This is a genomic window from Paenibacillus sp. FSL F4-0236 (assembly GCF_038000135.1).
Lineage (GTDB): Bacteria > Bacillota > Bacilli > Paenibacillales > Paenibacillaceae > Paenibacillus_AQ.
Genome location: NZ_JBBOBK010000001.1, coordinates 3,665,884 through 3,689,287, shown reverse-complemented (window position 1 = coordinate 3,689,287; position 23,404 = coordinate 3,665,884). Strand labels below are relative to the sequence as shown.

Annotated in this window: 25 protein-coding genes and 1 other RNA gene; 16 read left to right on the top strand and 10 right to left on the bottom strand. The window is 43.9% G+C overall.

Annotated elements, in window-relative coordinates; translation table 11 throughout:
• Positions 1-87: 87 nt before the first annotated feature.
• From NSQ29_RS16825 to NSQ29_RS16815, 3 genes are all read right to left on the bottom strand, one after another.
• Complete coding sequence (locus NSQ29_RS16825) at positions 88-1,296, bottom strand: putative glycoside hydrolase (protein WP_076283173.1); 1,209 nt, start codon at positions 1,294-1,296, stop codon at positions 88-90.
• 231 nt (positions 1,297-1,527) lie between these two features.
• Positions 1,528-1,716 carry a hypothetical protein gene (locus NSQ29_RS16820; protein WP_036689649.1) on the bottom strand — a complete coding sequence of 63 codons (189 nt, stop codon included), beginning with the start codon at positions 1,714-1,716 and terminating at the stop codon, positions 1,528-1,530.
• Between the two features lie 192 nt (positions 1,717-1,908).
• Positions 1,909-2,730, bottom strand: a complete 822-nt coding sequence (locus NSQ29_RS16815) for a YitT family protein (protein WP_283911229.1) — start codon at positions 2,728-2,730, stop codon at positions 1,909-1,911.
• 332 nt (positions 2,731-3,062) lie between these two features.
• On the opposite strand from NSQ29_RS16815, the gene NSQ29_RS16810 reads away from it, so the two are divergent.
• Positions 3,063-4,709, top strand: a complete 1,647-nt coding sequence (locus NSQ29_RS16810; protein ID WP_076283171.1) for a DEAD/DEAH box helicase — start codon at positions 3,063-3,065, stop codon at positions 4,707-4,709.
• 119 nt (positions 4,710-4,828) lie between these two features.
• Here NSQ29_RS16810 and NSQ29_RS16805 read toward each other — a convergent pair whose 3' ends face one another.
• Positions 4,829-4,924: a hypothetical protein gene (locus NSQ29_RS16805; protein WP_042186834.1), complete on the bottom strand. Its 96-nt coding sequence runs from the start codon at positions 4,922-4,924 to the stop codon at positions 4,829-4,831.
• A gap of 186 nt (positions 4,925-5,110) precedes the next feature.
• Here NSQ29_RS16805 and NSQ29_RS16800 point away from each other — a divergent pair, with 186 nt between their 5' ends.
• The 3 genes from NSQ29_RS16800 to NSQ29_RS16790 all read left to right on the top strand — a co-directional run bounded on the left by NSQ29_RS16800 (position 5,111) and on the right by NSQ29_RS16790 (position 6,779).
• Positions 5,111-5,935 (top strand): YesL family protein, encoded by an 825-nt coding sequence (locus NSQ29_RS16800; RefSeq protein WP_341125639.1) that lies wholly within the window; start codon positions 5,111-5,113, stop codon positions 5,933-5,935.
• A 103-nt stretch (positions 5,936-6,038) separates the two neighbouring features.
• Positions 6,039-6,230: non-coding RNA, 6S RNA (gene ssrS / locus NSQ29_RS16795), on the top strand.
• A gap of 159 nt (positions 6,231-6,389) precedes the next feature.
• The gene (locus NSQ29_RS16790) at positions 6,390-6,779 is read left to right on the top strand and encodes a DUF1499 domain-containing protein (protein WP_042186839.1); all 390 of its coding nucleotides are present in this window, start codon (positions 6,390-6,392) and stop codon (positions 6,777-6,779) included.
• Positions 6,780-7,077: 298 nt separating this feature from the next.
• Here the strand turns inward: NSQ29_RS16790 and tpx are convergent, their stop codons facing one another.
• Positions 7,078-7,596, bottom strand: coding sequence for a thiol peroxidase (gene tpx, locus NSQ29_RS16785; protein ID WP_042186841.1), 519 nt, complete (start codon positions 7,594-7,596; stop codon positions 7,078-7,080).
• Positions 7,597-7,712: 116 nt separating this feature from the next.
• Here tpx and NSQ29_RS16780 point away from each other — a divergent pair, with 116 nt between their 5' ends.
• Together NSQ29_RS16780 and NSQ29_RS16775 are read left to right on the top strand one after the other, a co-directional pair.
• A complete protein-coding gene (locus NSQ29_RS16780) occupies positions 7,713-8,348 on the top strand; it encodes a rhomboid family intramembrane serine protease (protein WP_339246907.1) in 636 nt (211 codons plus the stop codon).
• Between the two features lie 4 nt (positions 8,349-8,352).
• Positions 8,353-9,267, top strand: a complete 915-nt coding sequence (locus tag NSQ29_RS16775; protein ID WP_042186843.1) for a LysR family transcriptional regulator — start codon at positions 8,353-8,355, stop codon at positions 9,265-9,267.
• Between the two features lie 35 nt (positions 9,268-9,302).
• Here NSQ29_RS16775 and NSQ29_RS16770 read toward each other — a convergent pair whose 3' ends face one another.
• Positions 9,303-9,974, bottom strand: coding sequence for a zinc metallopeptidase (locus NSQ29_RS16770; RefSeq protein WP_042186846.1), 672 nt, complete (start codon positions 9,972-9,974; stop codon positions 9,303-9,305).
• 35 nt (positions 9,975-10,009) lie between these two features.
• On the bottom strand, positions 10,010-10,444 hold the full coding sequence (locus tag NSQ29_RS16765; RefSeq protein WP_042186848.1) for a MerR family transcriptional regulator: 435 nt from the start codon (positions 10,442-10,444) through the stop codon (positions 10,010-10,012).
• Between the two features lie 546 nt (positions 10,445-10,990).
• Between NSQ29_RS16765 and NSQ29_RS16760 the strand changes: the two genes are divergently transcribed.
• From NSQ29_RS16760 to NSQ29_RS16750, 3 genes are read left to right on the top strand one after another with little or no spacing between them, the layout of a single operon-like run.
• Positions 10,991-12,385 (top strand): ammonium transporter, encoded by a 1,395-nt coding sequence (locus tag NSQ29_RS16760; protein ID WP_341125638.1) that lies wholly within the window; start codon positions 10,991-10,993, stop codon positions 12,383-12,385.
• Between the two features lie 39 nt (positions 12,386-12,424).
• Positions 12,425-13,498 carry a DUF294 nucleotidyltransferase-like domain-containing protein gene (locus tag NSQ29_RS16755; protein WP_341126778.1) on the top strand — a complete coding sequence of 358 codons (1,074 nt, stop codon included), beginning with the start codon at positions 12,425-12,427 and terminating at the stop codon, positions 13,496-13,498.
• The gene (locus tag NSQ29_RS16750) at positions 13,495-14,244 is read left to right on the top strand and encodes an exonuclease domain-containing protein (RefSeq protein ID WP_340968695.1); all 750 of its coding nucleotides are present in this window, start codon (positions 13,495-13,497) and stop codon (positions 14,242-14,244) included. The genes NSQ29_RS16755 and NSQ29_RS16750 overlap by 4 nt, the downstream gene beginning before the upstream one ends.
• Here the strand turns inward: NSQ29_RS16750 and NSQ29_RS16745 are convergent.
• The gene (locus NSQ29_RS16745; RefSeq protein WP_341125637.1) at positions 14,226-14,702 is read right to left on the bottom strand and encodes a M67 family metallopeptidase; all 477 of its coding nucleotides are present in this window, start codon (positions 14,700-14,702) and stop codon (positions 14,226-14,228) included. The two genes, NSQ29_RS16750 and NSQ29_RS16745, sit on opposite strands and share 19 nt — an antisense overlap.
• Positions 14,703-14,852: 150 nt before the next feature.
• Between NSQ29_RS16745 and NSQ29_RS16740 the strand changes: the two genes are divergently transcribed.
• A complete protein-coding gene (locus NSQ29_RS16740) occupies positions 14,853-15,416 on the top strand; it encodes a TlpA family protein disulfide reductase (protein WP_341125636.1) in 564 nt (187 codons plus the stop codon).
• Between the two features lie 95 nt (positions 15,417-15,511).
• On the opposite strand, the gene cimA is transcribed toward NSQ29_RS16740, so the two are convergent.
• Positions 15,512-17,131, bottom strand: a complete 1,620-nt coding sequence (gene cimA, locus NSQ29_RS16735; RefSeq protein WP_149643956.1) for a citramalate synthase — start codon at positions 17,129-17,131, stop codon at positions 15,512-15,514.
• 179 nt (positions 17,132-17,310) lie between these two features.
• On the opposite strand from cimA, the gene NSQ29_RS16730 reads away from it, so the two are divergent.
• The 3 genes from NSQ29_RS16730 to NSQ29_RS16720 all read left to right on the top strand — a co-directional run bounded on the left by NSQ29_RS16730 (position 17,311) and on the right by NSQ29_RS16720 (position 20,603).
• Positions 17,311-18,642 carry a DNA polymerase IV gene (locus tag NSQ29_RS16730; protein WP_371915713.1) on the top strand — a complete coding sequence of 444 codons (1,332 nt, stop codon included), beginning with the start codon at positions 17,311-17,313 and terminating at the stop codon, positions 18,640-18,642.
• A 150-nt stretch (positions 18,643-18,792) separates the two neighbouring features.
• A complete protein-coding gene (locus NSQ29_RS16725; protein ID WP_042186857.1) occupies positions 18,793-19,035 on the top strand; it encodes a ferredoxin in 243 nt (80 codons plus the stop codon).
• A 134-nt stretch (positions 19,036-19,169) separates the two neighbouring features.
• Positions 19,170-20,603 (top strand): L,D-transpeptidase family protein, encoded by a 1,434-nt coding sequence (locus NSQ29_RS16720; protein ID WP_341125635.1) that lies wholly within the window; start codon positions 19,170-19,172, stop codon positions 20,601-20,603.
• Here NSQ29_RS16720 and NSQ29_RS16715 read toward each other — a convergent pair.
• Positions 20,600-20,737 carry a hypothetical protein gene (locus NSQ29_RS16715; protein WP_167348489.1) on the bottom strand — a complete coding sequence of 46 codons (138 nt, stop codon included), beginning with the start codon at positions 20,735-20,737 and terminating at the stop codon, positions 20,600-20,602. The two genes, NSQ29_RS16720 and NSQ29_RS16715, sit on opposite strands and share 4 nt — an antisense overlap.
• A gap of 211 nt (positions 20,738-20,948) precedes the next feature.
• On the opposite strand from NSQ29_RS16715, the gene NSQ29_RS16710 reads away from it, so the two are divergent.
• Genes NSQ29_RS16710 through NSQ29_RS16700 form a run of 3 tightly spaced genes read left to right on the top strand, consistent with a single transcriptional unit; the run spans position 20,949 to position 23,328 of the window.
• Positions 20,949-22,043 carry a quinone-dependent dihydroorotate dehydrogenase gene (locus NSQ29_RS16710; protein ID WP_076298537.1) on the top strand — a complete coding sequence of 365 codons (1,095 nt, stop codon included), beginning with the start codon at positions 20,949-20,951 and terminating at the stop codon, positions 22,041-22,043.
• 30 nt (positions 22,044-22,073) lie between these two features.
• Positions 22,074-22,886 (top strand): GTP pyrophosphokinase, encoded by an 813-nt coding sequence (locus NSQ29_RS16705; RefSeq protein ID WP_042126350.1) that lies wholly within the window; start codon positions 22,074-22,076, stop codon positions 22,884-22,886.
• Entirely contained in the window at positions 22,876-23,328 is a 453-nt protein-coding gene (locus NSQ29_RS16700; RefSeq protein WP_094872292.1) for a DUF309 domain-containing protein, read from the top strand. The genes NSQ29_RS16705 and NSQ29_RS16700 overlap by 11 nt, the downstream gene beginning before the upstream one ends.
• The last annotated feature ends 76 nt before the right edge of the window (positions 23,329-23,404 follow it).

The window sequence follows — 23,404 nt, the reverse complement described above, 5'->3', positions numbered from 1 at the left end:
TCTCCATTAAAAGACCCGGCAAATGCCGGGTCTTTATCTTTATATATCATACCTGATTTCAATTATACATAATAAGGGCTATATACATCATTTCTCATAATCGACATCGGAGGTATATCGGTTATTGGCGTTCCAGAGCAGAAACTCCTCTACATTTTCATCTTTTAAAGCGCGGATTTGATCCTCCACCTGTTTTTTACCGTATTTAATATAATGACCTTTTCCGAGCCAGCTTGCTGTAAAATCTTGAATCCAAGGACGAATAACAGGTTTGTAGCTGCCTAGAGGATCAAGCTTCTTATGGGTATCAACCATGGAGCCTTTAATGGTAGCATACGGATCTAAGTCAGGCTCTTTCACTCCAAACCATCCCGTTGAATAATGACTCGGATAAATCATCGGGCTGATGACATCCACATTCTTGGATATTTTAACGAAGTCTTGTCCTATGCCCTCAGCAGGAGCAGATGCGGCATATCCAAAAATATCTACGGATACACGAACACCAAGTGGAGCAAGCTCTGCTTTTGCGTATTTCACAAAATTAGAAATGATATCTACGCGAGAATCGCTAGTTTTGGTGTATTTAAGTGTGTCTGCACGTTTTTCGAATCCTTCAGGAAAGCGCACATAGTCGAATTGAATTTCTTTAAAGCCGAGTTTGACAGCTTCTTTGGCGATATCGACATTGTACTTCCAGACATCTTCATTATAAGGGTTAACAAAGCTATCGCCGCCTTTATTCTTCCATACTGTGCCGTCTGCATTAACAAAGGATAATTGCGGATTCTTTTTGGCAAGTATAGAGTCCTTAAAGACAACAATTCGAGCGATAGGATATACATCATGTTTATTCAATCTTTCCATCAGTTTGTTGATGTCGCCAATAAATGGCTGCGGATTACCGAGTTTCTGAAGTTCAGGATTATCGGTTTTATACGTGATGTAACCTGCATCATCCTTAATGTCGATGACCATAGAATTTAGTTCCGTCTGATCAAGTAAAGAAAGAAGCTTTTCCATTCGTTCTCCACCGGCACTGTATGCGGTAACATAGATGCCTTTTACTTTTGGCGCATCCGGCTGAGGATCTGCGTGTAGCATGCTTTGTGAGTCATTTGCTTCTGCTGTAGCATTTGGAGCTGGAGTTGAACCATTTGAATTATTATTTTGCGTAGCGATGATGGGGGGATTCATGGCGGACTTCAATGCAATTGCCACTTCAGCGTCATGTTGATTCTGTTGCACGCCTACACTTCCCAAGGCCATCATCAGTAGAGCCCAGGTGATGTTCATTCGTATTCTCTCCCTTTATGTACATTTCCTAAATTATATAGGAACGGTTGCTTCTAAAAAGAACAGTGTTGTAATAATGTTGGCTCAGATTGGGTCTGAAAATCCATCCTTCGATGTATATAACCGGGACGCACAGATTCTAAACGTATTGTTAAAAAGTAAATGCCGCCTCAACACGGCAACATGGCCGAACTTAAGGCGGCAACTATCAAGACTTCTCTTGCGGCTTACTCATTGAAGATACGCAGAATTCTGATGTTCACAGATACTGTAATGGATGATATCCATGGCATCTGCAGGTTCCAGAATACTAAGCCCGTCACGCAGAACGATTACGGAATTTAATTCGTCCTGTTTGAGAAACGGCATCATATCAGGATACCACCTCATGACGATTGCTGACAGCTTTACCGTTTCCATTTCCACAAAAATCACCCTTTCCTTTTTCGATAGGTCTGAATGGAATTCAGTAATCATCGGAAAACGAAGTGCTTGGAAAAAAGAGGGGTAAATCTCAATCTTTATGAAATTGTTAGGGTTCTGCGTGATTATAATATATCACAATTCTGTGATTGGTGCATTTTCCAAATTAATACTTTTCATTGCCAGTTTTTATCTTTTTCGGAAGGAGCCCATAACACCAACTGTCTCGACAATATTTACAAATGCTTGAGGATCTGTCGTGCGGATAATACGTTGCAGTTCAGCAAGTTCGTAGCGGGTTGTTACTGTCATTAGCATGTCCTTTTCAACATGAGAATAAGCGCCTTCTGTTTTAATCTTTGTGACACCGCGTTGAAGCCCCATTAGATGCTGAAGGAGCTCATCTGTACGATTTGTTACTATATATACGGTTACCTTTAAATGGCTGATGTGAATCATGTCCAGTACCTTACCAGTTACATATATAGATACCATTGATGCAAGAGCCAAGTTCCAGTTGTTATCAAAATATGCCGCGGCAAGAATAACGAGTCCGTTTAAGCTAACCACCACGTTTCCAACTGGGAAATCGCGGAATTTAGTGATGATGGATCCCAGGATATCAAAACCTCCGGATGAACCACCTGCACGGAAGCTGAAGCCACAGCCAATACCAACCAGCACGCCACCAAATACAGAAGAAAGCAGCATATCAGTAGCTACCAAATATTCGGGAATGATCGTCAAGAACCAGGTTGTTGCCACAACGGATAACATGCTTAGCATAATAAATCTCCGGCCTAGCTGGAACCAACCAGCTACAAGCAATGGAATATTAAAGAGTAAGTACAAGAGGCTTATGTTTAGTGGTGTAAAGTAACCCACTAACATCGAAAGTCCGGATACTCCTCCGCTGAGTAAGCGATGAGGGATTAGAAAAAGATTAAATCCACTGGCGATCAACGCTGCCCCAAAAATAACTGCAATACAATTCCAAATCTGTCTTAACAAGCAAATCCACCTCTATAAATAAATTTAAAAATAAACCATGTATGCAATGAAAAGAAAGGAACCCACTGGTATTCCTACTTAGAGTTGTGATATAATGTACAGGATATTCTTGAGTAGGACGTTACAATGGTATTTTTGCATTGCATCGGATGTAAAGCTACAGTTGCTCAGGTACAATGAAGTACCTGATGAAAGGGAGGCTTTTCGTCCCAAAAGCGCTATATCATGCAGAAAAAAGAGCATGATTGGACAGCATATAAATGTGTTTACCGCTACTTAAGAATACAGACAAGCATGTGGAATGTCCACTGTATAGAAGGAGCATGAATAATTTGAAAACATTCGCAGAATTTGGCTTGGAGCCAAAAGTGCTACAAGCAATCACAGAGTTAGGATTTGAGGAGGCAACACCGATACAGGAGCAGTCAATTCCATTGGCATTGACTGGGTCGGATCTGATCGGTCAAGCACAGACTGGTACAGGTAAGACTGCTGCTTTTGGTATCCCCCTCATTTCGAAGATTAATCGCGAAGACGAAAAAATTCTGGCACTTATCATGGCACCAACACGTGAGTTGGCCATTCAAGTATCAGAAGAAATCGGTAAGCTAAGCCGTTTTAAAGGTCTTCGTTCGTTGGCAATTTATGGCGGACAAGATATTGGTCGCCAAATCCGTGGTCTTAAGAAGAAACCACAAATTATTATTGGTACACCTGGACGTTTGCTTGACCATATCAACCGTAAAACCATTCGTTTGGATGATGTTCAAACTGTTGTATTGGATGAAGCAGATGAAATGCTGGATATGGGCTTTATGGAAGATATTCAGACAATCCTCAAGCTCGTTCCTGAAGAACGTCAAACTATGTTGTTCTCGGCTACAATGCCTCCAAACATTCAACGTCTTGCACAGCAATTCCTGAACAACCCGCAACACGTCTCCGTTATTCCGAAACAAATCAGTGCTCCGCTGATTGATCAAGCATATGTTGAAGTACCTGAACGTCAAAAGTTCGAAGCGCTTAGTCGTTTGATTGATATGGAATCACCTGAGCTTGCAATCGTGTTCGGACGCACGAAGCGCCGGGTTGATGAGCTTGCAGAAGCTTTGCAAAAACGTGGATACTCTGCTGATGGATTGCATGGTGACCTGTCTCAGAACCAACGTGATGCTGTAATGCGTAAATTCCGTGATGGCAGCATTGATGTGCTGGTAGCTACTGACGTAGCGGCTCGTGGTTTGGACGTATCCGGCGTTACTCATGTAATTAACTTTGACTTGCCGCAAGATCCAGAAAGCTATGTACACCGTATCGGTCGTACTGGTCGCGCTGGTAAAGAAGGTACAGCTTGGTCTTTCGTTACTCCACGCGAAATGGATCACCTGCATTTGATCGAACGCGTTACTCGTCACCGTATTACTCGTAAACCATTGCCAACTATGGCTGAGGCTATTGAAGGTAAACAACGCGTAACAGCAGAACGTTTGCTTGAAATGGTTGAGAACGGTGAATTGAATGAGTACAAAGGTATTTCTATTCAATTGCTTGAGCAATATGATTCCGTTCAATTGCTGTCAGCTGCAATGAAGCTTCTGACTGGTGATAAGAAGGATTCTGCAATTGAATTAACTCCTGAAGATCCAATCCGTGCTAAACGTCGTGGCGGTAAGAACGACATTCGCAGTGGCCGCAAACCTAATGGTGGTTATGGTGGTAACCGTGGTACTTCCGGTGGCAGCACTGGTGGATACCGTGGAAACCGTGACAACAACGGTGGCGGAAGTCGTGGTGGCTACAGCAGCGGTGGCAGTAACTATGGTAGTGGTAGTGGCGGTTATGGCGGTGGCTATAAAGGCAACCGTGATGGCGCAGCTAGCCGTGATGGTGGAGCGAACCGCAGTGCGGACCGCAAACCATCTACTCGCCCAAGCAGCACAAGCACGCGTCCAGCAAAACGCGAAGATTTCGATAATTAATACTTGATCAGAACCCGCGGGGGATGATTTATCAAAATATAAGAAGACGAGATGCCGAATAGCGGTTCTCGTCTTCTTTTTGCTGAAATATAAGGGTGTTTATTGAATTAACAGCTTATTTAAATGAAAGTACGAGTGATGATAACGAGCAGGATAAACAATACGAGGATCGTACCAGTGGAAGTCCAGCCGCCGTAGCCAACAGGTGAGGACATACAATAACCTCCTTTAGAATGTGGTGATTTTGGAAATTCTTATGGTCACAATCCCAATATATGGACTTTATAGACTTAATGTATAGACGATGACCTAGAATTCAGAAAGTTGGGCTATGGAAAAGAGTAGGTCAAATGAGGTATAGTTAAGATAAGCAGTATGCAAGAGACAGAGGAGGAAGGGAATTGGAGTTTAAAGGAGCAATGGGTGGTTTATACCGCATCACAGAATGGATTACACGTATCGCAGCTAGTAATATCTTATGGGCACTATGTTCCGCCCCGTTTTTATTTTTTGGATTGATGAAATTGATGATGCTTGGGACAAGCTCAGGTGGAGTAAATGAGCAGCTCACATTGAACTGGGCTATGGGGATTCTGGCGCCATTTACAGTATTTCCTGCTTCGGCGGCTTTATTTACCGTTGTGCGCAAATGGGTTATGGGGAACACGGATGTAGGAACTTTTCGTACGTTTTTTCAGGGGTATAAAGAGAATTATTTAAAAAGTATGCTCGGTGGAATTATCTACACATTGATGTTCGTTATTATGTACGTCGATGTAACGGTTTACATGACACAAATGCCTAACTTCAGAATTGTTGGTATTTTGATGTTAGTGCTCATGATTATTTTATCGGTGTCCATGTTTAACTTCTTTTCTATTGTCGTTCATTATCAAATGAGCTTTAAACAAGTGATGACTAACTCAATATTGCTGACTATAGCACGTCCAATTCGCGTGTTCTCAACTTTGATTGCAGCTGCAGTGCTAGCTTATATTGGTCTTAGATATCCAGCACTGTATTTCATCTGTATTCCAACGTTGATTGCGATGGCTGCTTTCTTTAACTTCTATGCTACCTATAATAAACTGCAATTGCAGGTGGAGCAGAAGAAACTGAAAGAGGAAGAAGAGCGAGAAGCTGCTTTGAACAATCAAGAGGATGACGACGATGACGATGATGATTTTGAAGACGATGTTGAGGATAGAGATGTAAAACGTATTTAACAAAGACGAGTATTAAGCATTGGAAATCGTCAGTAATTTAATTCCAGTGTAAAATAAAGCGCATACAGGTTTACTTTTTCGTTAAAACGCAATATAATAATAACAAATCCTGCGATGTTCGTTACGGTTGCTCGTTGTTTTGAACCAATGATAATGTCTTGGGAGATCTACACGAAGCGCAGCTGAACAGCCCTGTCTATATGACTTGGGGAATTCAAAAACGTTTTCTGCGATCACCCACCTGCTCTAGCAGGTTCAGAAGACACTGTAGCCGGACGGCATAAGCGGGTTTTCTATTGTTTAGGCCAAAGCGCCCTGTATCCCGTGAAAGTTGGGAACGGGCGCTTTTTTGTGTGTCTGGAACAAGGAGAAAGTGAGTAATACCCTTTTGTTCCTGAGACAAGAGTGTTACACTTAGAATAATGAACTTGGGATTTGTAGAGGGGGAAGAATTTTGTCGTTAAAAAGAACCTTGGTCGGTTTATTCCGTAGTCATGATGGAACAAGCGACCGCGCAAAAGATCCGACATTAAAAACGCGTTATTACAATCTTACGAAAGACAAAGCTTGGGAGGAAGTTTCATCAACGCTTAAGAAGATTCCTGGATTCAAGGTGCTTCATGAAGTGGAGTCAGTAGGTGAGATCACTCTGGAGAAGAGAACGGCATTCGGCCGTACACTGGACATTACTGTCTCTGTGCTCAATACCACACCTGTTCGTTGTGGCGTAGATATGTACTCTGCATCTAGAGGTTCGCTAGGTGATTTGGGTGCTAATTACCGTGTCATTCAGCGGTTATATGCGTCCTTGGACAAAAAATTAGGAAAATACAAAGCAGACTAATTTTCAGAGATTCTTACTAAACCTTTTTACTTAGGGATTGTATGAATGCGTTTACGCAAATGTTGACTGCTCTGGATATTATCGATAAATCTTTCTATTACAAAAAAAGCGGGAGAAGGATGGACCTTCTTCCGCTTTTTTCAAAATATAAGAAAGTATAAGTTCTACACCTATACTTTATGTCTTATATTTCTCGCATAAACACTTTGTCGTCCTTGTAAGGACGACAAAGGCATTTATGCTTGCAGTGATAAGTAAGTATTGTCGAAAATGGCCGCTAACTTGCTGTTCTAGAGAATTAGAGCAAACTCTTCACAGCAGCTATAGCATCTTCGTAATTAGGGTGCTCAGTCATTTCACTCAAATATTCAACATAGGTGAGTGTGTTGTTCTTGTCTAGTACAAAAATAGAACGCATATCTAACCGGAATTCTTTGATTAGTACGCCATAAGCTTGTCCGAATGAGGCTGCTTTGTGATCGGATAGAGTGATCACGCGATCGATCCCTGCAGCGCCACACCAGCGGGCTTGAGCAAATGGTAGGTCCATGCTTACCGTGAGGATAACTACATCGTCACCTAGCTCTGCAGCTTCGCTATTGAACCGGCGGGTCTGTGCATCACATACACCAGTATCTAGAGAAGGTACAACACTGATCAGCTTGATTTTACCGGCATAATCACTAAGAGACACTTCTTCCAGTAGATTCTTACTAAGAACAAAATCAGGAGCGGGATCACCAGCTGTAAGCTTGGGTCCTACGAGAGTGATGGGGCTGCTTTTGAAAGTAGCTACGCCTGTTCTTTCTTGCGTCATATCCTTGTTTTCCTCCTCGAATTGTAATATTGGCTCTTACTGCCACAATAAATTATAATCTTATTTACAGGGAGATGTCCAACAGAGCAAGATATAAATGTAAAGGGATGGGTGTAATGATATTTATTCGGTATGAAAATTGGAAAAGTTATCTTCGGTATTACCCGGTAACATGTCTTCTCATTGTAGCTAATGTGATTATGTTTATGCTCATGGCGTTCAATGGTGGATCCACCAATATACAAACACTTGTTGATTTTGGTGCTATAGTTGATGTTAGCCCGTATAAAGAGGAACTGTGGCGTTATGTGGCGGCTATTTTTTTACATAATGGGTTTTCCCATCTATTCTTTAATAGCTTCGCTCTACTGGTATTTGCACCGCCTCTGGAGCGCCTGCTTGGCTGGTGGCGATATGCAATTCTTTATGTGGTAGGTGGAGTTCTTGCGAATTTTCTAACGATTGCAATCAGCAGTCGCTCAGTATTAGAGGTAGGTACGGTCTCGGTAGGTGCTTCTGGAGCAATCTACGCCGTCTATGGCGCATTTTTATACATTGCTGTTATTCAACGGGCGATGATGGACGAAGGCTCGCGAAAGACGTTATACGGTTTGCTCGTAATTGGGATCATTATGTCGTTTGCAACACCAAATGTGAATTGGGTTGCGCATATCGGAGGCTTGGTTTCTGGCTTTTTCCTATATGGACTTATTATTCGTATATTTAAAAAAAGCCTAAGACAGGGGCGATGATGGAGTGGAGCTAAGACAGCTGCAATATTTTCTAAAGGTAGCCCAAAAAGAACATGTAACAAGAGCGGCGGAGGAACTTCATGTAGCGCAGTCTGCGGTAAGCCGTCAGATTCATCAATTGGAGCAAGAGCTTGGGGTTGACTTGTTCATGCAAAAAGGGCGTAATTTGCAGCTTACGCCGGTTGGACAGCTCTTTTGCAAGCGGGTGGATAGTATTCTTAAGGAATTGGAACATTCGGTAAATGAAGTGCATGAATTTCTAGATCCGGAACGTGGAGAGATTCGTATAGGGTTTCCTCACAGTCTTGGAACGCATCTTATCCCGACTATCGTTGCAGAATTCCGCCAGCACTATCCCCATGTTAAGTTTCGCTTTAAGCAGGGCTCTTACCCTTCGCTGATAAAGGACGTATTATCTGGAGAGGTGGATTTAACGTTTATTTCGCCTTTTCCGGAAAATGATGAGCATGTCTCTGGAGATATTGTTATGACTGAAGAGTTATTTGCAATACTTCCTCAGAATCATCAGCTGGCAGGAGAATCTGAGATCCGACTGGAACAGCTTCAAAATGAAAAGTTTGTTCTATTCAGTCAAGGTTATTCTTTGAGACCGATCGTTTGGCAAGCATGCTTGCAGGCGGGATTTCAACCACAGATTGCATTCGAAGGTGGGGAGACTGATACCATACGTGGTTTAGTGGCGGCAGGGATGGGTGTAAGCCTTCTGCCGGAGATGGCGTTCTATCAGACAAATCCTCTCCAGCCAGCTCAGGTAAGGGTTGTGGAGCCTGCTGTGACGAGGACGGTTGGTTTGATTTACCGAACAGATAGTAAGTTGCCGCTGGTTGCACGTTCGTTTCGGACTTTTTTGATATCCTATTTTAAAGCGAGGCAAAATAATACCCCGGTTGGCTCTTAGCCTTCCGGGGTTTCTTTTTGTGCTGTATTTTTCTATTAGTCGCGGTTACCTAAAAAGACGGTAATCAAACGAAGCAGTTCGAGTAAGGAGACTAGCGCGGCGGCAACGTACGTTAATGCAGCTGCGTTTAGGACTTTGGCTACTCCGCGTTCCTCTTCGTTACGAATGTAGCCTTGCTCTACCATGACTTGACGTGCCCGATTGCTGGCATTGAACTCAACTGGGAGTGTCACAAGCTGGAAGGCAACAGCGGCCGAGAAGAAAATGATACCAAGGCCTACAAGATTAAAGTAACCGAATATAAATCCTGCCATAAGCATGAATGGTGCTATACCTGATGCAAAATTAACTACTGGGAACATCCGGTGACGTAGTGTTAACATAGGATAACTTACTTTATGCTGAATGGCGTGACCCACTTCGTGACAAGCGACTGAGACTGCTGCGATAGAACTCTCATAATAAACAGGCTCTGATAAGCGTACAACTCTGTGAATCGGATCATAGTGGTCAGAAAGCGTACCTCTTACAGGCTCAATCGGAACATCGTGAAGTCCATTTGCGTCGAGCATGCGTCTAGCTGCTTCATATCCTGTCAGACCGTTTAAGTTGGCCACCTTGGACCATTTGCTGAATGTCCCTTTAACTCTGAACTGGGCCCATAATGAAAAAATAAAAGCGATAATTACTAATAGATACATTCCCATAGCTGCATTCCTCCACTGTATTGTAAATATGGTATTTACATTGGCGGTCCTTGCGTAAGCAATAGAAGCCGAATCGCCTCCATGCAGGCCACTCCTTGTGGGAGTAAGTTAGAGAGCGCGCGTCTGGCCTGTCCCGGCTTCAGACCGCTTATAATGGGTTCAAGTGCCTTTACTTCACGTTCTAGTCGTTGCATATGCTGCTCAAGCTCGACTAATTTATCGGATACGTCAGTTTCAGGAGTAGCCTCGCTCCATTTGCTCATCATGGATTTGATTTCTTCCAATGAATACTTGTCATGCTTTAATTGATTAATACGTTCTAAGTCGACCAAGGTTTCATGACTGTAAAGTCGGTAATTTTTGGTGCTTCTTGACTCTGGGGAGATTAACCCCAATTTCGTGTAATAATCAATGGTGCGCTCACTGATGTGAGCAGCCTTAGCTAATTCTCCAATTCGATATAGAATCATATCCCCATGCTACCTCGCCTCACTAATCGAATTCGACTGTCCATAAAGGATAGTCGTCTCCTATATTGGTGGTTTCTATTATGCTATCTGTAATGATAACAAACTGGAAACCATACAGTCAAACGTCATACTTTCATAAAGTATATGCATTAAAGAGAGGTTAATTCATGAAATGAAATGCGTTGTTTATATACAATACACTCAAACTCCATGTGATATCAAATTTGAACCGATTATGCTCATTAATAAATCCTAACTATAAACATGACATTTAATGTTATGTTTATTGGAGAATCAATAAGGATAATTCGATAAAAAAGTAATATTAGAGCGGATCTTCACGTAGTTATTTCAATGAATTCATAGCTGTATGGGCCTAGAATACTGAGATAGTCCAAGTGTACTATGGATAATTTGTGAGTTTAGTGAAAATAAAATAAAAACATTCCCAAAAATAGTCTTGTCAATTTACCTGACTTCTGATTATAATGACATTAAGAGTTTCACGCTTTGTTAGAAAATATAACATTGGGGAGTGGGGTAAAAATGAAAAAGAAATGGTTGATGATGTTACTGGCCATGATTACGCTGATGGTTTATCCGGTAAGTGCTTTTGCGGCGGACGGTCCAACAAATGCAGATTTGCAGGTCGGATTGGATACCGCGTTTACCTTCCTGGCATTCATCTTAGTTTTCTTTATGCAAGCAGGGTTCGCGATGCTTGAAGCAGGATCAGTTCGAATGAAGAATGCAGGTCACGTAGCCGGTAAGACGGTGCTGACACTAGCCATTGCGAGTGTATGTTTCTGGGCCGTTGGCTTTGGACTTGGCTTCGGTAACGGTAACGGCTTCTTCGGTACTACAGGCTTCTTGTATGGCGGAGATTCAACAGCATCTTCATTTGAATCACTTGCATTTTCTGATGTTACTTTAAATGTTAAATTCTTGTTCCAAATGGCGTTTGCAGCAGTTTCCTTAGCTATCGTATCTGGAGGCATGGCAGAACGTGCAAAGATCAGTGTGTACATTATATTCGGAATTTTATTCTCAATTGTAATTTATCCTGTCGTAGCACACTGGGTATGGGGCGGCGGCTGGTTGGCTGAGCTGGGAATGCAAGATTATGCAGGTTCTACGGTTGTCCATCTTACTGGTGCCACTGCAGCGGTAGTAGCAACCATATTGCTTAAGCCACGACTTGGTAAGTTTAATAAAGAAGGTAAACCTGTTATTATTCCAGGTCATAACCAAGTATTTACTGTACTCGGTGTGATTATCCTCTGGTTTGGTTGGTTCGGATTTAATCCAGGTAGTGCTTTGTCCCCAATGGGAGGTTTCTTTGGTCACGTAGCATTAACAACGAATATCGCAGCAGCAGCAGGCGGTTTGGCGGCATTAATTGCTTCTTGGTTGTATTTTGGTAAATCTGATATTCCAGCAATGCTGAATGGTGTTCTAGCTGCATTGGTTGCGATCACTGGTGCATGTGCTTACGTTGAACCATGGGCGGCAATCATTATTGGTTTAGTAGCGGGTGCGTTCACATTCATGACTTCCCAATGGCTGGAACGTGCAGGACTTGATGATCCAATCTATGCTTTCTCGGTACATGGTATTGCGGGAATGTGGGGCGCGGTTTCCACGGGTCTATTCGCTGCACCGGATCTTATTACTAAAGGTGCTTTGGTAGGGGAAGCCGGATTGTTCTACGGTGGAGGTTTCCACCAGCTGGGTGTTCAAGTGCTTGGGGTAGTAGGAACATTTGCTTTCGTAGCCGTGCTTTCATTCATTATCTTATATGTAATGAAGGTAACAACAGGACTTCGTGTTACGGAAGAAGAAGAATTGATGGGCCTAGATATCAGTGAGCATGGTACTTACGGATACCCTGAACAAATGAAATTAATTGCAGAAACGGAATCCAAAACCCTTAAACAATAATATGAATCCTCAGATAGGGAGGCGGACCGTGTGGCTTCGATGGAGTTAACAGACGGGTATGATGAAGAAAGCTTTAGTACCATCGTTTTAGCCGGTTCGCCACAGGAACTTAGGGAGAGGCGAATTGCCTGCCAAAGTATTCTACTGGAACAGTTGAATGTAATTCCGATTGAGGAATGGATGTTTCGTGTGAATACAATGCATGATCTTATTGCAGAGACTGCAGTACTAATATGTGAGGCGCAGATGAAAGAGGCGGGCTATGGCCCGCCTCCCTGTGCTTATTCTTTTATTGTGTTTGGCAGTAGTGGAAGGCAGGAAGCTACACTGTGGAGCGATCAGGATAATGGTTTGATCGTTGAGGGTGAACCGGATGGGGAGAAGAATAGATACTTTGAATTTTTTGGAATGATGTTATCCGATCTGCTTGAAAAAGTAGGATATGAGAAATGTGCAGGTAAGGTAATGTGCTCCCAAGGGATGTGGAGGAAGACGTTATCGGAATGGAAGGAGCAGCTGAAGGAATGGAGAACCCAGCTGGAATGGGAGCCAATTCGGTATCTTATCATTTCTTCAGATATGCGCCATGTTGCGGGAAGTAAGGAGTTATCAGCATTGTGGCAAGAGGCTTTCTATGAGGGTTTTATTGACAATGAGGAGTTGTCTGTGGCTGTTCTTCGCAATACAGTCCGCCATAAAGCGACTTTAAATCTGCTGGGACAGGTGTTAACAGAGCGCTTTGGGGATTATGCAGGTGGATTTGACATTAAGTATGGAGTCTATATCCCGGTAGTGAACATTGTTAGACGCTTATCGTTATTGCATCATATTAGAGCTAGCTCGACCTTAGAGCGAATTGAAGAGCTTGAAAGACTTCACAAATATCAACATCTGGATGATATTCGGCGAGCTTTCTTATTGGCGATGCGGATGCGAGTGAACACGCCATTTAGTGTCCAGAATGGCTTGTTAATCAGCAGTGATTATATTGCTGAGAGTGAACTGAAGAATAAGCAGCTGTTGTCTGAGCTGCGTGAAAGTCTGCTGCTTGTTAGACGCCTTCATCGGGCGTTGCAGCGTCAGCTCCGCTCAGCGGAAAGGTGGCGAACATGAGGGAGCCAAGCAAGAATGGAGGATTCTGGAACAACCTGAGACAAGGTGGAATGCCGTCGGCAATCGCTTCGATGAGAGGGGGAGAAACTGCTCATCAGACTGCGCAGCAAATGGCCTACATCCGATCTCTCATGCGTGAGAAGCGTCGTCCTGAGGTGCTGCGTACTCCGCTGTCTGAACTGGAGACGGTTATATTTGATTTAGAGACGACGGGATTTTCTCATCAGCATGGAGATGAAATTATGTCGTTTGGTGCAATTAAGGTTGTTGGAGAGGAAATTAAGGAAGATGAATGCTTTTACACCTTGGTGAATTGTCAGACGGCAATTCCAGAAGATATTACGAGGTTAACAGGGATAACGGAAGAAATGACACAATCCGCCCCATCCTTAATTGATGGCCTTCATAATTTCATGTCCTTTGTGGGGCAAAATGTGCTAGTGGCACATGCAAGCTCGCATGATAAAGCTTTTCTCAATGCCGCGCTATGGAGAACTTCTAAAGTTCAGCTTACACACCGGGTGCTGGACACGATGATGCTTGCACGTTGGCTCGAGCCGCAGCGAAATAACTATACACTCGATGAACTGTTATTTGTCCATGAAATTCCGATTCATGGACGTCACAATGCATTAGAGGATGCCAAAATGACAGCCCGGCTGTGGGTGGCTTATCTTCGCGAAATTTCGGAGCGGGGCCAAGTAGATACCTTAGGCGATTTATATGCTTATTTAAGTAGAACGTGAAGCGGGGCATGAGAGAGTTCAGGGAAAGCTGTTCCTTGTTCATTTGAATACCGCTCAATATAAAATCCATTCAGAAATGGAGAGCAGCCATCTTCAGTTCTGGGAGAACCAATAAGGTAGACCTTAAATTCAGGTCCAAGTGCTGTTAATCCTTTATAATCGGCAACCGAAGGTATAGGTTCTGAATTTGGATGGGAATGAAATAAACCGATGAGTGTCGGCTCATTGTAAAGAACATGAATCCACTCTTCAGGGTGGGGAGTAAATGTGCGCAGCGGGTCTGGCGCTACGTTGCGCATAGGTGCGTAAGTATCGATGAGCATGCCACCCGCTGCGGCAGCACCCAGCAGGACTCCGCATGCTTCATGCGGGTAACTGGACAGCAAGTGCTTCCCCAGCGCTTGCTGTACGGAATATTTCAGTCTTATAGGCTGGACATTTCCCTGTAATGCTGCCATTTGTTCACCCCTCTCTCTTCATTAGGGTTTCGTCGCTGACGATACCCTCTTTTTATTTTTCTTTTTGTCTAAAAAATGGATGGTTTGAAATTGAAGTTAATGAGGGTACAATAGTAGAAAACTATTCCATTCGAAAAGGAACAGATCCCTATGAAAGCAGTAAATAAATTGAATATCACGATAGTGATTCTTATTGTATGTGTAGCTGTGTTTGCGATGTGGCATAATCGTGAGCCGAAGGCTACCGCTGTTTTTGGACAACAAGATGAGCCGCCAATGAAAATAGGACCTAAGGCTGGACTGCTCGCTCCCTCATTTTCACTCCAAGGAACGGATGGGACTACATATGTAGTTGACGGGCCGCGAGAGAAGGCAGTCCTCGTTAATTTCTGGGCTTCATGGTGTGATCCCTGCAAGGAGGAAGCTCCGGAGCTTAACACCATGGCCACTAAGTATAAGGATGTTCTAGATATTTATGGTATTAATGTGAGTAGCCAGGATTATAAACCCAATGCAGAACGTTTTATTAAGAAATACGGTCTTGTGTTCCCGGTTATGTTTGATGTGAAAGATGAGGTGTACAGCAAATATAACGGAGCAGTATTTCCTACCAATGTGCTTATTGACAAGAATGGAGTGATCTCAGAGATTATTCTGGGCATTCTTAGTCCGGAAGAGCTGGAGAAAAAAATTATCAAGCTTACCGAATCATAAAGGATCTCACCAAAGAATTATAAAAGGCCCCCTTCATTACAGTTAAACTGTTGAAGGGGGTTCTTCGTCATATGAATGCTTATGAAAGGTATGAATTAATGATTTACTAGGCCTCTAGGTTCAGTACTTCCAGACTGTTTATTTTCCAGCGAGAGTTGATTCAGAAGTGCGTAGCGCATACTGTCAACAAGCGCTTCCCAGCTGGCTTCAATAACGTTACTGGAGACGCCTACCGTACTCCAAGTGTCTGTGAAGTTCTTGGATTCAATCAATACTCGTACTTTCGCAGCAGTCTGATCCTGCTCATCTATAACACGGACCTTATAGTCGGATAGATGCATTTCCTTCAATTGCGGGAAGTAGGTCTGCAGCGCTTTACGAAGAGCGTTGTCGAGTGCATTGACCGGACCGTTACCTTCAGCAGCGGTATAAAGGTTCTCATTGCCAACCTTCAGTTTAACGAAGGCTTCAGATACAACTGGATGCTCTGCGGTTTTTTCGACTAACATCTTGAAGGATTCAAAGGTAAAGGTTTCGTTCATCTCGCCAGTAGCTTCCCGAAGTAATAGCTCCAGCGAGGCATCGGCACCTTCGAATTGATACCCCTGATGCTCCATCGTTTTGATCTTCTCGATCACCCGGCGAGCTTGCTCGCTGCTTGGATCCAAATTCAAACCCATATCTTGCGCCTTGGAGAGCACATTGCTCTGTCCAGCCAGTTCAGAGACCAGTACACGTTGTTTATTCCCGACAAGCTCAGGAGCGATGTGCTCATAGGTCCGTGAATCACGCATGATGGCGGAGACATGGATTCCACCTTTGTGTGCGAAAGCTGCATTTCCGACATAAGGTTGATTTACCGGCAGATTAACATTGGCAACTTCACTAATATAGCGTGCTGTGTTCGTAAGCTGCGGTAAAGAATCACCAGGAATACAGTGGTATCCCATTTTGAGCTGAAGGGTAGGGATGATGGAACATAAGTTGGCATTGCCGCATCGTTCGCCGTAACCATTAATGGTACCTTGAACTTGCCGTGCTCCAGCACCGATGGCGCTAAGTGTATTAGCTACCGCTAGCTCACAGTCATTGTGAGTGTGAATTCCGAGATTTGCTCCAGGTAGCTGCCCAGCCAGAGCGGTAACAATCTCATGAATTTCAAAAGGCAATGTTCCACCGTTGGTATCACACATTACAAGCCAATCTGCTCCGGCTTCCCGGGCTTTGGACAGAACGGCTGCTGCATATTCAGGATTGTTCTTGTATCCATCAAAGAAATGCTCGGCGTCAAAAATTACTTCAAGGCCTTTGCGTTTCAAGTAGGATATGGAGTCGCCAATCATGGCGAGATTCTCCTCAAGCGTAGTCTGTAATGCAGTGTGTACATGAAAATCCCAAGACTTTCCGACGAGTGTAGCAGCAGGAACTCCTGCATCAATCATACGTTTTAAATTGTCATCGTTTTCGGCCAAGGAATTCTTCCGCCGTGTGCTGCCGAACGCTGTGATTTTGGCGTTCAGATGAAGCTCCTTGACTCTTTTAAAAAATTCAATGTCTTTATTGTTGCTTCCCGGGATGCCACCTTCAATATAGTGCACACCCAGATCATCGAGCTTCTTGGCAATCTTCAGCTTGTCGTCAGCCGACAGACTGATGCCTTCACCTTGGGTGCCGTCGCGTAATGTAGTATCGAAGATGGAGATGGACTTAGACATGAGTGTCCTCCTAAAAGTTTTGTAAGCTTCGTCTTCCGGATTCACTTCGTGCAAAACTCACATCGGAAGCATTGGCAAGGGAAATGAATTTATACATTATAGCATTTTTACGCGGGAATGTAACAAAGAACTTTACAGCTTCTTAAGTTGACCTAACCGCAGCGGAGAGGTATTCTAAATTGGACAATAGAGACCCTGAGGATAAGAAGGTAGATATTGTGCAGAATGTTGATCAGTATTATCCAACGAGTGGCAGGGTTATCCTGCATGTGGATATGAATGCTTTTTATTGCTCGGTACATGAGGCAGAGGATCCTGACCAATTCAGAGGTAAGGCTACTGCGGTTGCGGGTAGCGTTGAATTACGGAAAGGGATTATTGTTACTTGTTCGTATGTCGCCCGCAGATTGGGGATCTCGACGGGTATGCAGGTTCAGAAGGCGCTTCGTATTTGTCCATCGCTTATCGTTATTAAGCCGGACTTCCATTTATACCGCAAATATTCTAATGCGTTTATGCAGATTGCTTATAGCTATACACCATTACTGGAAGCAGTGTCGATAGATGAATGTTACTTAGATATAACCGGCTCCAGGCAATTCGGTACGCCTATGGAAATTGCGGAAACTATTCAGCGCCGTATAATGGAAGAATTGGGCTTGCCATGCTCCATTGGTATTGCTCCAAATAAGCTCCTGGCGAAGATGGCTTCGGATTTAAAAAAGCCAAATGGTATTTCGGTGCTGCGGCTGCGGGATGTACCTAAGATTTTATGGGATAAGCCATGTAATGAAATGTTCGGTATCGGTGGAAAAACGGCAGAGAAGCTCCGTAAGCTGGGAATTTACAGCATTGGTCAATTAGCGGCGTCTGATGAGAAAATGCTGGTTGAAAATTTTGGAGTTATGGGCTCCTGGCTAAAGCGTGCAGGGAACGGCATCGATCATGGGATAGTAAATCCTGAGCGAGAGCAAAGTAAGTCGATCGGACACACCACTACACTGCCGCGGGATGTTATTGGCCTTGCTGAGGTACGCCCCATTTTGCTGAATCTAAGTGATCAGGTAGCGCGGCGCTTGCGAAAGCAAGGGCTTGTGGCTTCAGGTGTGCAGCTTACCATTCGGACACCGGATATGAAGACCATTACTCGTTCGCGACAGCTTGAGGCGCCTTCAGAGAGTGGAGAAGATATCTACAAGTCTGTCTGTGATCTTTATGTTCGACATTGGAATGGTGAGAAGCCCGTTCGACTGCTTGGTGTGACCTTGCAAGGATTGATCGCTAAAGAGGATTCTGCAATTCAGCTGGATTTGTTCGATTACGAACAGCAGCCTAAGAAAGAGTCACTGACCAAGGCTATGGATATGCTTCGCAATAAGTTTGGTGAAAATGCAGTTTTGACCGCTGGGATGTTAAGTGACACCCATTCTGCAAGGCTCCGTAATCATAAGGAGCGAGGCACCTCACTGCAAAAGGATAATCTGTTGTCTGTTGAGTCAGATAAAGATTGATAAAACGTGTCGAAATTGATACTATAGAATGCGTCAGAAATGCAAACGTATTGAAAATCAATTGAAATTGTATTCTTTTTATATTAATATGAGAAAAATAAGACGCTGGTTCAACAGCGCAGCATTGCTTAACGGGAGGCAGAGAAAAAAATGGCTAAGTACACTTGGGTCGAAAAAGACACTTGTATCGCTTGTGGTGCATGTGGCGCAACGGCTCCTGATATTTTTGATTACGATGATGAAGGTTTGGCAGAAGTTATTTACGAAAATGACAGAAACTGCGGTGTGACAGCGATTCCGGACGATTTGTTTGATGATCTCCAAGATTCCTGTGATGGTTGCCCAACCGACTCCATTAAAATTGCGGACGAACCTTTTAACAAAGAAGGTTAATTACTCGATAAAGAGTAACGTGCGACACCAGATAAAGACATCTTCTGCGAACATTTTGTTCGGCTAGGGATGTCTTTTTTGCTGTGTCTGACCGATATTAATAAAGTAGGAATTATAAACTCTCGGAGGTTCCGATGAAGAACTCACAGCACCTCAAAGCATATGTACAGATGCACCCAGATAACAAAATGGCATGGTACTTGCTGGGGAAGGAATACTATAAGAACGGTCAACATGGAAAAGCTAATTATTGCTTCAATCAGGCTGGTGAAGTGTATGAGGCTTTCGAGCATAGTAAGGTACCTGCTGAAATGCTGCGCGAATACGAAGATGGATTGCTGCAAGCGAGTCGCCAGCGTGAGCGCGGCCAACAAAGATTGAGATACATATCACTGGCGCTAATGCTTCTTATACTGTTAATGGTACCTTCAGCAGTGGCTCCGGGTATTGGTGTTACTGAAGAACAAGAAGTCCTTCAAGACACGGCAGCTCCAGAAGTCAAAGATCTGCCAGATCCAAAAGACTCCGTCCAAGAGCCAGTTATTGAGGCGAAAAAAGTGATGTATACAGCGCAAGAAAATGCAACTGAGGCTTCGCAAGGAAAGCTAATGGCGAAAATGCTAATGCGTAAAGAACCTTTTGAAGCTGCTGCGTTAGGGATGGAGCGAGAGGGGAAATGGCTGCTCTGGAAAGAAAAGCTTCCGCTAAATTTCACATTGCAAAAGAATGGAAAGGGGCGGCTGGTATATCAGTCTTACGATCCTAAGGAATGTGCATGTGAGCCGCCAGAGCAAGGGCAACTCGCCAAGGATGGAGCAGAATGGCAGGGTGACCAAGAGGAGCTTGCCACACTATGGAGTGCAATTCGGGCTTATCAAGATGCTAAAGGGAAGCTTCCAGATACATTAGCGGATTTGACGGGATCTTTTCCTGAGAACTGGATAGGTGGGACGAGAACCGTCATGAAGCGGGAATTCAGCCCTCTTAAAGCGGTGGCTAAGAACAAGATGGCATCGGGAACAGAAGACATAGCGGAGCCTTCAAGCTCATCAAACGATGGTGTGAGGACTATACCGACAGCATTAAGTGTGAGTGGAAGTGTTGCGAGTGACGTTCCTTTTTTTGATCAGCCGCTGAGGGTCGTTGTGGATAAACAAAATCATCGGTTGGCGGTAGTCAGCGGTTCTATTATTCTACGAAATTATGCGGTAGGACTTGGCGGAGATAAGACACCAGAGGGGAATTTCGTGATTACAGATAAAGTCGTCAATCCAAATGGTCGAGATGATGGGGATTTCGGCAGCAGAGGGCTTCAGCTTTCGGACAGTAATTATGCTATTCATGGTACGAATGAGCCTGACAGTGTTGGTAAGGATGAATCCCTTGGATGTATTCGAATGGGCCGAGAAGATGTGGAGGAGCTCTTCGCGCTGATTCCTAAAGGTACAACAGTAGTGATTAGTAAAGGGGTTCTGCCTGAAAAGCAGCTTGTGCCGGCTAAACGCTTCAGCTCTACTGCTAAGCATGATCAGACCAACCCCCACAAAGTATACCACTGGCTGAATTAGTTTCCTGCAACGATAAACAGAACGATGATTAGAAGAATTAGTAAAGTTAAACTGACGCCAATCCACATTAGCGCTTTACGGTTAACTTCTTCTTTCTTTTGCTGCAAAGTTGGTGGTTTACGTTTAGTAGACATACTGGGCATACCTTCTTTCTCTCTTAATCGCTGATTACACCTATATTGTAATGCGTTTACAACAAAATTACTATACTCTGCGTTATGTACTCAATATACTCGCACTGTAAAATACTTTTCTTTTGTTCAAGAAAAGGCTAAAATTAAGAAGAAACCTACAGAAACGGGTAGACACGTGGATTAGTGAAGTACCCCTTAAGGAGCGAGAACGGTGTTGTATCGTAATTTTGGTAAACCAATTTTTTTCAAGATTGATCCCGAGAAGGCTCACCATCTCGTCATAGGTGGATTGGATAAATCGTCATCAGTGCCAGGTGGAAGCGCGGCGCTACGTTTAATGTACGGAGTTCCTGAAACGGCGGATTTAGCGGTTGATCTGTTTGGCACGCATTTCCCGACGCCAGTTGGACTTGCTGCAGGTTTAGATAAAAATGCCGATGCGGTAGTCGGATTCTCTTCGATCGGGTTTGGATTTATGGAAGTGGGCACGGTTACCCCTAAGGGTCAACCAGGTAATGATAGCCCTCGTTTGTTCCGTCTTCCTTCGGATGAAGCGCTGATTAATCGAATGGGCTTCAATAATGAAGGGGCTGATGCTATGGCACAGCGTCTGAAGAAAATAAAGAATCGGAGAATTCCTATAGCAGTTAATATTGGCCGGAATAAGATAACTAGTAATGAAGCGGCTCATGAAGACTATCGTCAGTGCATCCGTACGCTTTATCCGTACGGTGATTTTTTTGTGGTCAATATTAGCTCGCCGAATACACCTGGTCTTCGCAATCTCCAGCATGGCAGTGAATTATCGTTCCTGCTGGCTCAAGTGAAGGAAGAAATGGAGATTCAGCGTAAAGCGACCGGGATTACCAAAAGCTTGTTGGTTAAGATAGCACCAGACGTAAGTGATGAAGAGCTGGAGTTTATGGTTCAGACACTGACAGAAGCTGGTATGGATGGTATTATTGCTACGAATACTACATTGAACCGTGATGGACTTAGTCATGAAAAGGCTAATGAGACGGGGGGCTTAAGCGGCAAACCGCTGCGGGACCGCTCAACGGAGATCATTCGCAGTATTTATCGCCAGACGGAAGGAAAGATGCCGATCATAGGATCAGGCGGCATTTTCACCAGTCAGGATGCGTATGACAAGATAAGAGCAGGTGCGAGTCTGGTCGAAATTTATACAGCTCTCATCTACGAAGGACCGGAGGTTAACCGCAAATTGCATGCCGGATTACGGCAGCTATTACGGCGGGATGGATTCAGTCATATCTCTGAAGCAGTGGGCGCTGATCATCACTGAAGGAGACGAAAGGACAGGAGGACGAAGGCGATGGACGGCAGGGACTGGGGAACTTTTTTGCTTCCATATGAACAGACTGTGGAAGAATTGAAAGTTAAATTCAAAACAATGCGTTCGGAGTTGAAGAAAAGAGAGGAATACACGCCGATAGAATTCGTAACGGGGCGTGTAAAGCGGCTGTCAAGCATTCTGGAAAAGGCTAAACGGCTGAATGTGAAGATGGAAGATCTGGAGACGGGGATTGAAGACATTGCAGGAATTCGGATCATGTGCCAATTCGTGGAGGATATCCGCAGAGTGGCCGAATATATCCGGGCCCGTAAGGATCTTGAAGTACTCTATGAGAAGGATTACATCACTAATTATAAAGAGAGCGGCTACCGCAGCTTCCATATGATTATTAAATATCCTGTGCAAACAGCGCTTGGCCAGAAAATTGTGCTCGCGGAGATCCAAATTCGTACGCTAGCTATGAATTTCTGGGCTACCATAGAGCATTCCCTGAACTATAAATATCGGGAGAGTCTACCCGATGAAATGCGTGTTCGACTAAAGACGGCAGCTGAAGCAGCATCGATCCTCGACAGTGAAATGTCCAGTATTCGGGAAGAGATTCTGGAAGCACAGAAGACATTCGAGGAAAACTCGAATATGACCACTCAGATTCTCAAGGCCATTCATCAATTGTATTTCTATCACTTGGTGAATGAGGCTATAGATACGCAGGCTCGCTTTAACGAAATATGGCAGGTTCAGGATATGGAAGCGATGAAGGAACTTCTAGATCATGTGCGGGGACTTCTTTCCGCAGCTAAAAAGGATAGTTTGCCGGATGGCTTATGAACCATTGTACTTGGAATACCTAGTGTACTTTAATCGTGACAGGGATTATTTCGAATGTCACGAGGTACTCGAAGAACTGTGGCTTGCCCAGGAACGAGATCCTTTGTACAAAGCACTTCTCCAAGTAGCGGTAGGGTTATACCATTTTCGCAATCAGAATGTGCGCGGTGCAGCTATTATGCTGAGTGGTGCTTCTGCCAAACTGGAAGAATATCCAGCAGCGACACTCGGTATTAATCTGGCGAAACTCGTGGAGGAAGTGAAAGATTATGTTCGGCGCTTAGCATCATATGATGAGCGGCCATTTTCTTATTACGATCTAACCATAGAGATTATTGATCCGAGTCTAGCGGACCAAGTGGAGAATGCAGCTGTAGCTATCACACCGAATAACCCTCAACGACGTGGTCCTCAGAGACCGACATCCTTTCATCGTAAGTAAAAGATCCTCTATATATGAGTATTGTATAAGGGACACCCGTAGGGGTGTTCCTTGAATCTTTAAACACCTAAATTTT

Bases quoted from the DNA above. Each gene is read 5' to 3' on its own strand.
- NSQ29_RS16725 (WP_042186857.1), top strand. From the start codon at position 18,793: ATGGCTAAGTACACTTGGGTCGAAAAAGACACTTGTATCGCTTGTGGT.
- NSQ29_RS16820 (WP_036689649.1), bottom strand. From the start codon at position 1,716: ATGGAAACGGTAAAGCTGTCAGCAATCGTCATGAGGTGGTATCCTGAT.
- NSQ29_RS16740 (WP_341125636.1), top strand. From the start codon at position 14,853: ATGAAAGCAGTAAATAAATTGAATATCACGATAGTGATTCTTATTGTA.
- NSQ29_RS16765 (WP_042186848.1), bottom strand. From the start codon at position 10,444: ATGATTCTATATCGAATTGGAGAATTAGCTAAGGCTGCTCACATCAGT.
- NSQ29_RS16760 (WP_341125638.1), top strand. From the start codon at position 10,991: ATGAAAAAGAAATGGTTGATGATGTTACTGGCCATGATTACGCTGATG.
- NSQ29_RS16720 (WP_341125635.1), top strand. From the start codon at position 19,170: ATGAAGAACTCACAGCACCTCAAAGCATATGTACAGATGCACCCAGAT.
- NSQ29_RS16715 (WP_167348489.1), bottom strand. From the start codon at position 20,737: ATGTCTACTAAACGTAAACCACCAACTTTGCAGCAAAAGAAAGAAGAA.
- NSQ29_RS16700 (WP_094872292.1), top strand. From the start codon at position 22,876: ATGGCTTATGAACCATTGTACTTGGAATACCTAGTGTACTTTAATCGT.
- NSQ29_RS16770 (WP_042186846.1), bottom strand. From the start codon at position 9,974: ATGGGAATGTATCTATTAGTAATTATCGCTTTTATTTTTTCATTATGG.
- NSQ29_RS16825 (WP_076283173.1), bottom strand. From the start codon at position 1,296: ATGAACATCACCTGGGCTCTACTGATGATGGCCTTGGGAAGTGTAGGC.
- NSQ29_RS16745 (WP_341125637.1), bottom strand. From the start codon at position 14,702: ATGGCAGCATTACAGGGAAATGTCCAGCCTATAAGACTGAAATATTCC.
- NSQ29_RS16705 (WP_042126350.1), top strand. From the start codon at position 22,074: ATGGACGGCAGGGACTGGGGAACTTTTTTGCTTCCATATGAACAGACT.
- NSQ29_RS16750 (WP_340968695.1), top strand. From the start codon at position 13,495: ATGAGGGAGCCAAGCAAGAATGGAGGATTCTGGAACAACCTGAGACAA.
- NSQ29_RS16755 (WP_341126778.1), top strand. From the start codon at position 12,425: ATGGAGTTAACAGACGGGTATGATGAAGAAAGCTTTAGTACCATCGTT.
- NSQ29_RS16805 (WP_042186834.1), bottom strand. From the start codon at position 4,924: ATGTCCTCACCTGTTGGCTACGGCGGCTGGACTTCCACTGGTACGATC.
- cimA (WP_149643956.1), bottom strand. From the start codon at position 17,131: ATGTCTAAGTCCATCTCCATCTTCGATACTACATTACGCGACGGCACC.
- tpx (WP_042186841.1), bottom strand. From the start codon at position 7,596: ATGACGCAAGAAAGAACAGGCGTAGCTACTTTCAAAAGCAGCCCCATC.
- NSQ29_RS16780 (WP_339246907.1), top strand. From the start codon at position 7,713: ATGATATTTATTCGGTATGAAAATTGGAAAAGTTATCTTCGGTATTAC.